Source organism: Amycolatopsis sp. NPDC006131, assembly GCF_040614175.1.
Classification (GTDB): domain Bacteria; phylum Actinomycetota; class Actinomycetes; order Mycobacteriales; family Pseudonocardiaceae; genus Amycolatopsis_E; species Amycolatopsis_E tucumanensis.
In genome coordinates this window covers 66024-77522 of record NZ_JBEXTX010000011.1, presented here as the reverse complement: position 1 = coordinate 77522, position 11499 = coordinate 66024, and the positions used below count along the sequence as shown (strand labels likewise).

The 11499-nt window shown below is 74.6% G+C and carries 9 protein-coding genes; 8 read left to right on the top strand and 1 reads right to left on the bottom strand.

Annotation, left to right across the window (positions count from 1 at the left end):
• Nucleotides 1-110: 110 nt before the first annotated feature.
• Genes ABZ215_RS09215 through ABZ215_RS09205 form a run of 3 tightly spaced genes read left to right on the top strand, consistent with a single transcriptional unit; the run spans nt 111 to nt 4907 of the window.
• Nucleotides 111-3329, top strand: a complete 3219-nt coding sequence (locus tag ABZ215_RS09215; protein WP_354948954.1) for a UvrD-helicase domain-containing protein — start codon at nt 111-113, stop codon at nt 3327-3329.
• An 11-nt stretch (nt 3330-3340) separates the two neighbouring features.
• Complete coding sequence (locus tag ABZ215_RS09210; RefSeq protein ID WP_354712482.1) at nt 3341-4411, top strand: potassium channel family protein; 1071 nt, start codon at nt 3341-3343, stop codon at nt 4409-4411.
• Between the two features lie 52 nt (nt 4412-4463).
• On the top strand, nt 4464-4907 hold the full coding sequence (locus ABZ215_RS09205) for a hypothetical protein (RefSeq protein ID WP_354948952.1): 444 nt from the start codon (nt 4464-4466) through the stop codon (nt 4905-4907).
• A 316-nt stretch (nt 4908-5223) separates the two neighbouring features.
• On the opposite strand, the gene ABZ215_RS09200 is transcribed toward ABZ215_RS09205, so the two are convergent.
• The gene (locus ABZ215_RS09200; RefSeq protein ID WP_020419757.1) at nt 5224-6099 is read right to left on the bottom strand and encodes a neutral zinc metallopeptidase; all 876 of its coding nucleotides are present in this window, start codon (nt 6097-6099) and stop codon (nt 5224-5226) included.
• A gap of 242 nt (nt 6100-6341) precedes the next feature.
• Between ABZ215_RS09200 and ABZ215_RS09195 the strand changes: the two genes are divergently transcribed.
• Genes ABZ215_RS09195 through ABZ215_RS09175 form a run of 5 tightly spaced genes read left to right on the top strand, consistent with a single transcriptional unit; the run spans nt 6342 to nt 11352 of the window.
• Entirely contained in the window at nt 6342-7349 is a 1008-nt protein-coding gene (locus tag ABZ215_RS09195; RefSeq protein WP_354948950.1) for a hypothetical protein, read from the top strand.
• Nucleotides 7346-7975: a DUF4129 domain-containing protein gene (locus tag ABZ215_RS09190; protein ID WP_354948948.1), complete on the top strand. Its 630-nt coding sequence runs from the start codon at nt 7346-7348 to the stop codon at nt 7973-7975. The genes ABZ215_RS09195 and ABZ215_RS09190 overlap by 4 nt, the downstream gene beginning before the upstream one ends.
• Entirely contained in the window at nt 7972-9090 is a 1119-nt protein-coding gene (locus tag ABZ215_RS09185) for a DUF4350 domain-containing protein (protein WP_354948946.1), read from the top strand. Before ABZ215_RS09190 ends, ABZ215_RS09185 begins: the two co-directional genes overlap by 4 nt.
• Entirely contained in the window at nt 9087-10055 is a 969-nt protein-coding gene (locus ABZ215_RS09180; RefSeq protein ID WP_027936125.1) for a MoxR family ATPase, read from the top strand. Before ABZ215_RS09185 ends, ABZ215_RS09180 begins: the two co-directional genes overlap by 4 nt.
• Before the next feature lies 1 nt (nt 10056).
• A complete protein-coding gene (locus ABZ215_RS09175; RefSeq protein WP_354948944.1) occupies nt 10057-11352 on the top strand; it encodes a DUF58 domain-containing protein in 1296 nt (431 codons plus the stop codon).
• Nucleotides 11353-11499 lie beyond the last annotated feature (147 nt).

Genomic DNA, 11499 nt, shown 5'->3' with positions numbered 1-11499 from the left:
CGGGTCGAGCCCGCCACCCGAGTCGAGCCCGCCCACCGAGCTGAACCCGCCCACCGAGCTGAACCCGCCACACGAGCCGAACCCGCCACCCGAGCTGAACCCGCCAACCCATGACCGAGATCGCCTCCCCAGCTGAAGTCGCCCACGCGCTCGGCCTCCACCCGCCCACCCCGGAGCAAGCGGCGGTCATCGCGGCGCCCATCGAGCCCGCGCTGGTCGTCGCGGGGGCTGGGGCCGGCAAGACCGAGACCATGGCCGCCCGCGTCGTCTGGCTGGTCGCCAACGGGTTCGTCACCCCGGAGCGCGTCCTGGGCCTCACGTTCACCCGCAAGGCCGCCCGCCAGCTCGCCGACCGCGTCCGCGCGCGCCTGCGCCGCCTCGCCGGCTCGGGCCTCCTCGACCGCCTCGACCCGGGCGGCGCGCGCCGGGCCGCGGTCGTCGCCGGGGAGCCCACCGTCCTCACCTACCACGCCTACGCCGGCCGCCTCCTCGCCGAGCACGGCCTCCGCCTGCCCGTCCAGCCCGGCGTCCGCCTCCTCTCCGAGACCAGCTCCTGGCAGCTCGCCCACCGCGTGGTCTCCACCTGGGACGAGGACCTGGACACCGACCGCGTCCCGGCGTCGGTCACCGCGCAACTGCTCGCTCTCACCGGCGAACTCGGCGAACACCTGGTCACCGAAGAAAAACTCGCCGAGTACACGCGCTGGCTCTGCGATCTCATCGAACGGGCCCCGCGCGCCAAGGGCCAGCGCGCCGCCATGCCGAAGTCGCTCACCGACATCGTGGCCGCGCAGAAGTTCCGCCTCGCGCTCATCCCGCTGATCGAGGAGTACCAGCGCCGCAAGCGGGCCGAGGGCGCGCTCGACTTCGCCGACCAGATGTCACTGGCCGCGACGCTCGCCGACAACCACCCGGCCGTCGCCGAGGGCGAACGCGCCCGCTACGGCGCCGTCCTCCTCGACGAGTACCAGGACACCGGCCACGCGCAGCGCATCCTGCTGCGCGCCCTCTTCGGCGGCGTCGAGAACGAACCGCTGCCGGTCACCGCGGTCGGCGACCCCGCGCAGGCCATCTACGGCTGGCGCGGCGCCAGCGCGGCCAACCTGCCCCGCTTCACCACCGACTTCCCGCGCCCCGGCCTGGAACCCGCCCGCGAGTACGGCCTGCTCACCAGCTTCCGCAACCCGGCCGAAGTCCTCGTCCTCGCCAACGGCATCGCCGAACCACTGCGGCAGCGCGGCCTCGGCGTCGAACGGCTCCGCGCCCGCGACGGCGCGCCGCCCGCCGACATCGAAGTCGCCCTGCTGCCCGACATCCGGACCGAACGCGAGTGGGTCGCCGACGCCCTGGCGCACAGGTGGTTCGCCCACCAGGCCGAGCACGGCGCCCCGCCCACCGCCGCCGTCCTCGTCCGCCGCCGCGCCGACATGGCCCCGATCGCCGCCGAGCTGCGGGCCCGCGGACTGCCGGTCGAGGTCGTCGGACTCGGCGGGCTGCTCGACGAACCCGAGGTGGCCGACCTCGTCGCCACCCTGCGCGTCCTCGCCGACCCGCTGGCAGGCACCGCCGCCGCCCGCCTGCTCACCGGCGCCCGCTGGCGTCTGGCGGCCGCCGACCTGGCCGCGTTGTGGCGGCGCGCCAACGAAATCTCCGCGCCCCCGCCCACCGAAGAGTCCAAGGTGGACGATCTGTTCGCCGAACGCGCCGAGCAGACCGGGCTGATCGACGCCCTCGACGACCCGGGTGACCCCAAGCGCTACTCGCCGGAGGGCTACCGCCGGATCCGGGAACTGGGCCACGAACTCGCCGCGCTGCGCCGTCGGCTGGACCAGTCGCTGCCCGAACTGGTCGCCGACGTGGAGCGGACCATGCTGCTCGACGTGGAAGCGCAGGCCCGCCCCGGCAGCGCCCGGCGCGCGCACCTGGACGCGTTCGCGGACGTGGTCACCGACTTCGCGGAGACCTCGCCGACCGCCACGCTGATGTCCTTCGTGGACTACCTCGCCACCGCCGCGCACGCCGAGGACGGCCTCACCCCGGGCGAGGTCGAGGTGGTGCCGGACCGGGTGCAGGTGCTGACCGTCCACTCCGCGAAGGGCCTGGAGTGGGAGGTCGTCGCCGTGCCGCACCTGGCGCGCGAGGTCTTCCCGAACAAGCGCCGGTCCTCGTCGTGGCTGCGCACGGTCACCTCGCTGCCCGCGGCGCTGCGCGGTGACTCCGCGGACCTGCCGAAGCTGCGCGTGTCCGACGGCATGGACCGCAAGGAGGTCATCGAGGCCTTCGAGATCCACGAGCAGGACTTCGCCGAGCGCGAGGCCGACGAGGAACGCCGCCTCTGCTACGTGGCGCTGACCCGCTCCGAGCGCGCGCTCATCGTGTCCGGGCACTGGTGGAACGAGACCAGCACCCGCCCCAAGGGCCCGTCGGACTTCCTGCTGGAGGTCGGCGAACTGGCGAAGGAGGGCGTCGGCAAGGTCGCCGCCTGGGCCGAGGAACCGCCTGCCGACGAGGAGAATCCGCTGGTCAGCCAGGCCCGGTCGGCGCAGTGGCCGTCCGACCCGCTGACCGGCCGCCGCGACGCCGTGCACGAGGGCGCCGACCTGGTGCGCACCGCGCTGGCCGAGGGCGAGGTCGACGAAGAGGACGAGGACGACCCGGACGGCTGGATCGCCGACACCGACGTCCTGCTCGCCGAGTTCGCCCGGCGCAGCGGTACGGCCGAGCAGGTCGCGCTGCCCGACCACCTGTCGGTGAGCCAGCTCGTCGAGCTCGCCGCGGACCCCGCCGGCCTGGCCCGCCGCCTGCGCCGCCCGCTGCCGGTGCCGCCCAACACGTTCGCTCGCCGCGGCACCGCCTTCCACGGCTGGCTGGAGCGCCGCTTCGCCGGCGACCGCCTGTTCGACCTCGACGAGCTGCCCGGCGCCGCCGACCCCGACGAGGCCGGCGACGACGAACTCGAAGCGCTGCAGGAGGCCTTCGACCGCAGCGCGTGGGCCGCGCGCACCCCGCACGAGGTGGAGGTGCCGTTCTCCACCGAGGTCGACGGCGTGACCGTGCGCGGGCGGATGGACGCGGTGTTCGCCGACCCGGACGGCGGCTGGACGGTCGTGGACTGGAAGACCGGCGCCGTGCCAGAGGAGGGCCGGATGGCCTCGCTCGCCGTGCAGCTGGCGGCGTACCGTCTGGCTTGGGCGTCGCTGTCCGGAACGCCGTTGGAGAAGGTGCGGGCCGCCTTCCACTACGTGCGCGAAGACCACACGCTGCGCCCGGTGGACCTGCTCGACGCGGACGGTCTGCGTGATCTGCTCCGCAGCGTGCCACAGCCCTAGCGAGGCCTCACATGATCGCTTACGATCCGCGGGTGCGTGTCGCGGACGAACCGGACCACTCGCTCGTCGGCGTCGTCCGGATGCCGGAGCCGGCCCTCAGCCCGATCCGGTCGATCGGCAGACGGATCCTCGGTGCACTGCTGGCGCTGGTCGCCGCGGTGTTCATCGTCTACCTGGGGCGGGACGGCTACCGGGACGTCAACGAGGACGGCCTGTCGCTGCTCGACGCGTTCTACTACGCCACGGTGTCGCTGTCGACCACCGGCTACGGTGACATCACCCCGGTCACGAGCTCGGCACGGCTGATCAACGTGCTGGTGATCACGCCGCTGCGGGTGCTGTTCCTCATCGTCCTGGTCGGCACCACGCTCGAGGTGCTGACCGAGCGGTCGCGGCAGGCGTTCCGGATCCAGAAGTGGAGGACCAAGGTGCGGGACCACGTGGTGGTCGTCGGGTTCGGGACCAAGGGCCGGGCCGCGGTCAAGACCCTGCTCGGGGACGAGGCGATCGAGCCCAACAAGATCGTCGTGGTGGACACCGACCAGCAGGCGCTGGACGCGGCCGCCGCGCTCGGCCTGGTCACCGTGCACGGGTCGGCCACCCGGTCGGACGTGCTGCGGGTGGCGGCCGTGCAGCGGGCGCGCGCGGTCGTCGTCGCCGCGGACCGGGACGACTCGGCGGTGCTGGCCACGCTCACCGCGCGGGAGCTGGCCCCCAAGGCGCACATCGTGGTCTCGGTGCGGGAGGCGGAGAACGTCCACCTGCTCAAGCAGTCCGGCGCGAACCAGGTGGTGGTGTCGAGCGAGACCGCGGGACGGCTGCTCGGCATGGCGACGTCGACGCCGGTCGTCGTGGACATGTTCGAGGACCTGCTCACGCCCGAGTCGGGACTGGCGATCGCCGAGCGCCCCGCGGAGAAGTCCGAGGAGGGCGGTTCGCCGCGGCACCTGCCGGACATCGTGCTCGGCGTCGTGCGCGACGGGGAGCTGTACCGGGTGGACGCGGCCGCCGTGGACGCCATCGAACCCGGGGACCGGTTGCTCTACGTGAAGAAAGTGACCCCGGCCGACCGGGTTGAGTGATAGATCTCGGCAGCCCGTCGGCGGCTGTGCTTCACCCGGCGCTTCTGGAAGCATGGGGATCGTGCTGCGCTGGAACACCCTCGCCGTCGCCGTGCTGGTCGGCATCGCCATCGTGACCGCCGTGTGGTGGGCGGGGCCGGGGATGCTGGGCACCGCGGCCGCCGCGCAGGGCACGGTCGCGCAGGCCACGGTCACCAAGGGCGCCGAGTGCTCCGAGCCGAACCCGCAGGAGGCGGTGGAGATCACGGTCGGCGGGCAGGTGCGCACCGGGACCCTGGACGCGTGCGGGCACGACCAGAACGACCGCGTCGACGTCACCGTGCCGGCCTCGGTGGGGGACGGGGAGATCCAGGTGCACCTGGCCGACGTCGTCACCGGCCACGACGACCTGCGCCGCCCGATCGGGCTGGCGCTGCTGGCGCTCAGCTGCCTCGGCGGAGGCACGTACGCGTTCCTGGTCCACCGCGGCCCCCGGCGGGCAGCGACGGTCAGCTGATCCCGGGGGCGTCGGGCGAGATGGCTCGCGAGGGCTGAGTTCCGACCGGCTGCGCGGGGGCTGACTGCGGACCGGTCGCGCGGCCAAGCGCGTCAGCTCACCTTGGGCGCCGGTGCGATGTCGAGCGTCGACCGACCGCAGGGAGTTGGGCGGGAGTGCCAGAATCCGCGGGCGCGTGCAACAACGCGAACCGCCGCTTCCCAAGGCCCGGTCGACATCTCGTTTCGCGTCACCTTCCTCGGCCGCCGCGCTGGGCGACGCCTCTCGTCGAGGCGCCGTGCGGCGGAGCAGGCCCGAAGCGCGGCCGCCAGGCGAGTCAGCTGACCTCGGACGCCGGTGCGGCGAACGTGTTGCACTTCGCGATCCGGTTGAACTGCGCGCCCGTCCGCCACCACTGCGCGTAGTGCGCGTTGCTGCCGTGGTCGGAGCTGCCCGAGGTGTTGTCGCCGCGGGTGTCCTGGTCCCGCCAGGCCTTGGCGTACATGTCGCGCGTCACCGAGCCGCCCCGGTCGACCACGGCGCCCAGGAACATCCCGGAGAAGCACTGCGCCTGCAGCTCCTTGCGCCGCGACAGTTCCAGGCCCGCCGGGGTGTTCTGCCCGACGGCGTAGATCTGCTGCCACACCGCGTCCATGATCCCGGCGACCTCCTGCACGTGGTGGCCGTACTCGTGCGCGAACAGCGCCAGGTAAACCCCTGGGTTGTCGCCGTACTGGTCGGTCTGCAGCCCGCGGAACGGCACGTACAGGTTGTCGTCGCAGTAGTAGGCCGCGGTCGCCACGCTCACCGCGATCGTGCCGCACGCGGTGGTGAAGTGGGTGCCGGTCGGGAAGTGCAGGTTCGGCGGCGTGAACGGCAGGTTGTACCGCTCCAGGAACTGGCCCCACGCCTCGTTGAGGCACTGGTCGGCGGCGGTGAAGAAGGCCTCGGCGGACGCCTGGTCGCTGTGCCACTCGGGCAGGTCGCAGGCGAAGTTCTGCAGGCCGTCGTCCGGGTTGCGCAGGATCGGGTGGTTCGCCAGCTCCAGGATCTTCTCGCCGTCCACCGAGCCGGTCGCCGCGCCCGCCGCGTTGCCGCCGCTCACCGCGGTGGTCGTCGGCGCCGCCACGGTCGGCGACGACGGGTCCGTGCCGTTGCCGACCGCGATGAACACCACCAGCCCGGCCAGCAGCACCGCGACCGCGCTCAGCACGAACGCGGTGACCGGCCGCGAGGAACGACGCTGTGCCCGGTGCCGCGGCGCGGAGGAGGGCGGCGGCAACGGTTCCCGTGGGCGCTGCGGCGGAGGCGTCATCGGGCGCCAGCATAGTCAGCGCGCGTGCCGCGCGAGTGAGATCACGACTCGGCGGCGGCCGCGTGCCACCCGTGGCCGGTGCCGGACCGCTCTGCGAGAGTGGGCGGCGAAGCGACCCGCAGCGAGTTGGAGTACACCCGATGAGCGACACCGGAGGCTGGACCGGCCCCGATCCCAAGGACCGGCCCGAAGACCCGACGCCTCCCGCCGGCAACCCGATGCCGCCCGCGCCGCCCCCGCCGGGCGCGCCCTACCAGCAGCAGGGCTGGGGACCGCGCCCCGGCTACGGCAAGCCCGGTGTGATCCCGCTGCGCCCGCTGACGGTCGGCGAGATCCTGGACGGCGCCATCACGACCATGCGCCGCCACCCGGCGCTGGTGTTCGGCGCGTCGGCGGTCGTCGCGGTGATCGGCGCGGTGCTGCAGCTGCTGGCCAGCCGCTACCTGCTGCCGGACGTCCAGACGCTGCAGAACCTCGGCCCGGCCGCCACCGACCAGCAGATCCAGGACGCGGCGCTGGACGTGCTCGGCGACACGGCGCTGATCACCGGCGTCGCGGTGATCATCACCGTGCTCACCCAGACCTTCCTGTCCGGTTTCCTGACCGTCGTCATCGGCAAGGCGGTGCTGGGCAAGCCGGTGACCTTCGCGGAGGCGATGGCCGAGGCGAAGCCCCGGTTCCTGCCGCTGCTCGGCGCCACGATCGTCTACGTCCTGCTGGTCGCCGCCGGTTCGGTGCTGTGCCTGATCCCGGGCATCTGGCTCTACACACTGTTCGGCCTCACCACGCCCGCGCTCGTGCTGGAGCGCGCGAAGGTCGGGCAGGCGCTGTCCCGGTCCCGGCAGCTGGTGTCCGGCTCGTGGTGGCGGTGCTTCGGCATCCTGCTGCTGGCCGGCGTGATCGCGACCGTGCTGCAGTACCTCGTGGACATCCCGTTCAGCCTCGGCGCCGGCGGCACCGACGTGCTCACCGGTGAGGCCGTCCCGGCCGGCTGGGGCGCCCTGCTGCTCGTCGCGGTCGGACAGGTGATCGCCCAGACGATCGTGCAGCCGTTCGTCGCGAACACCACCGCCCTGCTCTACATCGACCAGCGCATGCGCAAGGAGGGCATGGACCTCCAGCTGGCGCGGGCGGCGGGCACCGCTTGATCCGGCTCGCCGACGTCCCGGTCGTCGTCGACGCCGACGACGCGCGCCGCGCCGCCGAGGCCGAGCTCTCCGACCCCGCCTACGCCCTGGCGCAGCCGAGCTGGTTCGACCGGGCGATCGGGTGGCTCGCCGAACGCATATCCGACCTGTTCACCAGCGCGTCGGGTCTGGTGCCCGGCGGCGGCTTCGGCGTGCTGGTGCTGATCGCGGTGCTGGTGCTGGTGATCGTGGTGGTGCGGCTGCGGGTCGGGCCGCTCGCCCGGTCCGCGCGACGGCCCGCCGTGGTCTTCGCGGACCAGTCGCGCACCGCGCAGGACTACCGCGACGCGGCCGAGCGGGCCTTCGCGGCGGGCGAGCTGGACGCGGCGGTCCGCGACCGGTTCCGCGCCGTGGTCCGGACGCTGGAAGAGCGCGGCGTGCTGGACGAACGCGCCGGGCGCACCGCGGACGAGGCGGCCCGCGAGGCGGCCGGTTCACTGCCGTCCGCCCGCGACGCGCTGCGGCAGGGCGCGGAGCTGTTCGACGCCGTGCACTACGGCGGCCGCCCGGCCACCGCCGAGGGCTACCGGCACCTGGCCGAGCTCGACGAGCTGGTCCGCCGGACCCGTCCCGAGGTGCCGGCGTGACCAGCGTGTCCCCCGACTCCCGCCGGATCTGGCGGGCGGCTCGCGCGCCCCTGGTGATCGCGGTGATCGTGCTCATCGGCGCGGTGATTGTGCTGCTGAGCTCGGCAGGCGAGCAGCGCGGCTCGCTCGACCCGGACTCGGCCGCCCCCGGCGGCTCGCGCGCGCTGGCGCGGCTGCTCGAACGGGAGGGTGTGCGGATCGTCCCCGCGCGGACCTACGCCGAGGCCGAAGCGGCGCTGCAGGGCGACGCCACCCTGCTCGTGACCGCCCCCGGCCGCGTCGCACCGGGCCGGCTCGCCGCGCTGCGGTCCCGCGCCACGGACGCGGTGCTGGTCGGCCCCGACGATCCGGTGCTCGACATCCTGGCGCCCGGCGTGGTCGTCAGCGGTGAGGTCGAGCCCGCCGCGCGCGAGCCGGGGTGCACGGTGGCCGGCGCGGTCGCCGCGGGCAACGCGGTGCTGGGCGGTTTCACCTACGAGGCGCACGGCCGGGCGCGCGGCTGCTACGACGGCACGCTGCTGCAGCTGCCCGGCGACCGCGGCACCACCACGATCCTGGGTGGCGGCGCGCCGATGACCAACGACCGGCTCGACGAGGCCGGCGACGCGGCGCTGACCATGCGCCTGCTCGGCCGACACGCGACGCTGGTCTGGTATGTGCCGACGCCGGGGGACGCGGGCGCCGGGATCGTGGCGCGGTCGTTCACCGACCTCATCCCGCGCCCGTGGCTGTTCGGCGCGGTCCAGCTTGGCGTGGCCGCGGTGCTGTTCGCGCTGTGGCGGGCCCGCCGGCTCGGGCCGGTCGTGGCGGAACGGCTGCCGGTCGTCGTCCGCGCCGCCGAAACCACCGAGGGCCGCGCCCGGCTCTACCGCCGCGCCGGTGCGGCCGGCCACGCCGCGTCTACGCTGCGGCAGGCGGCGATCGACCGCGTGCGCCCGCTGCTCGGCCTCGGCGCGGGCGCGGAACCGGCGGCCGTCGTCGCCGCGGTCGCGGCCCGCACCGGACGGCCCGCCGCGGCCGTCGGGGAGCTTCTGTACGGTCCGGCGCCGGGGGACGACGCCGGTCTGGTCCGCCTCGCCGACGAGCTGGACCGCATCGAGAGGGAGATCAGTTGACCAGCACGGACACCACTTCGGACGCCCGGAACGCGTTGGTCGCGTTGCGCGCCGAGGTCGGGAAGGCGGTGGTCGGCAACGACGCCGCGGTCACCGGGCTCATCATCGCGCTGCTGTGCCGCGGGCACGTGCTCGTCGAGGGCGTGCCGGGGGTGGCGAAGACGCTGCTGGTGCGGGCCCTGGCGACCGCGCTGGACCTGGACACCACGCGCATCCAGTTCACGCCCGACCTGATGCCCGGCGACGTCACCGGCTCCATCGTCTACGACTCGCGCTCGGCCGAGTTCTCCTTCCGCGAGGGGCCGGTGTTCACGAACCTGCTGCTCGCCGACGAGATCAACCGCACCCCGCCGAAGACCCAGTCCGCGCTGCTGGAGGCGATGGAGGAGCGGCAGGTGTCGGTCGACGGGCGGCCGCGACCGCTGCCGGACCCGTTCACCGTCATCGCCACCCAGAACCCGGTGGAGTACGAGGGCACCTACCCGCTGCCGGAGGCGCAGCTGGACCGGTTCCTGCTCAAGCTCACCGTGCCGCTGCCGACGCGCGAGGACGAGATCGGCGTGCTGGCCAGGCACGCGCAGGGGTTCGACCCGCGTGACCTGTCCGCCGCCGGGGTGCGGCCGGTCGCGGGTGCGGAGCAGCTCGCCGTCGCGCGCGCCGCGGTCGCCGGGGTGACGGTCGGGCCGGAGGTGCTCGGCTACATCGTCGACCTGTGCCGGGCGACGCGCGCGATGCCGTCGGTGCGGATCGGCGTGTCCCCGCGTGGCGCCACGGCGCTGCTCGCCGCGACGCGGGCGTGGGCCTGGCTGTCCGGCCGCGGGTTCGCGACGCCGGACGACGTGAAAGCGCTTGCGCGGCCCGCGCTGCGGCACCGGCTGGACCTGCGGCCGGAGGCCGAGCTGGAGGGCGCGACCGCGGACGGCGTGATCGAGCGCGTGCTGGCCACCGTCCCCGTCCCGCGCTGACATGGCGATCACCGGCCGGGCCGGCCTGCTGGCGCTCGTGGGCATCGTCGTGGTGGCGCTCGGGGTGCCGTCGTGGACCGGTGTGCTCGCGGTGCTCGGCGTGATCGCGTTGCTGGTGGCCGTGGACCTGCTGCTCGCGGCGTCCGTGCGGCGGCTGGTGTTCGCGCGGTCCGGGTCGACGTCGGTGCGGCTCGGCGAGCCGGTCGAGGTCGCGCTGTCGGTGACCAACCCCGGTTCCCGCGCGTTGCGTGGGTTGCTGCGGGACGCGTGGCCGCCGAGCGCTGGCGTGGAGCAGGACCGGTTCCGGATCGCGGTGCCGCCGGGGGAGCGGCGGTCGGTCGTGGTGCGGATGACGCCGGTGCGGCGCGGCGACCGGTCCTCGGCGCGGGTGACCGTGCGCGCGCTGGGACCGCTCGGGCTGGCCGGGCGGCAGGGTTCGCACCGGGTGCCGGGCAGTGTCCGGGTGCTGCCGCCGTTCCGCAGCCGCAGGCACCTGCCGTCGCGGCTGGCGCGGCTGCAGCAGCTCGACGGGCGGCAGGCGGCGCTGGTGCGCGGCGAGGGCACGGAGTTCGACTCGCTGCGGGAGTACGTGATCGGCGACGACGTGCGGTCGATCGACTGGCGCGCGTCGGCGCGGGCGGCGGACGTTATGGTGCGGACGTGGCGTCCCGAGCGGGACCGGCGGGTGCTGCTGGTGCTGGACACCGGGCGGACGTCGGCGGGCCGGGTCGGGGACGCGCCACGCCTCGACGCCGCGATGGACGCCGCGCTGTTGCTGGCGGTGCTGGCTTCGCGGGCGGGGGACCGGGTGGATTTCCTCGCCTACGACCGGCAGGTGCGGGCGGACGTGCGCGGGCTGGCGGCGGGGGAGTTGCTGCCGGGACTGGTGAACGCGATGGCGCCGCTTGAGGCGAGCCTGGTGGAGACCGACGCGCGCGGCATGGTGGCCGAGGTGCTGCGCCGCGTCCGGCGGCGGTCGCTGGTGGTGCTGCTGACCGGGCTGGACGCGGCGCCGCTGGAGGAGGGCCTGTTGCCGGTGCTGCCGTCCGTGGTGGGGCGGCACCAGTTGCTGGTGGCGGGCGTGGCGGACCCCCGGGTCGCGGCGATGGCCCGCGCCCGCGGCGACGCGGAAGCGGTCTACGAAGCGGCGGCCGCCGAACGGACGCTGGCGGAGCGTCGCCACGTGACTGGTTTGCTGGCGCAGCGCGGGGTCGAGGTGGTGGACGCGGTGCCGGACGAGCTGGCTCCCGCGCTCGCGGACCGGTACCTGGCGCTGAAGGCCGCGGGCCGGTTGTAGGGCCGCACCCCCGCCGATCCCGCCCGCGACCGCCGCCTCGCGGCCGCCGGCCTCGCACCCGCACTCGCCGGCCTCGCGCCGGTAAACGCGGGACTCGTCCGCGAGCGCAGAAAGCGCCCCCGGGATCGCAGACCTCGCATCCGCCGG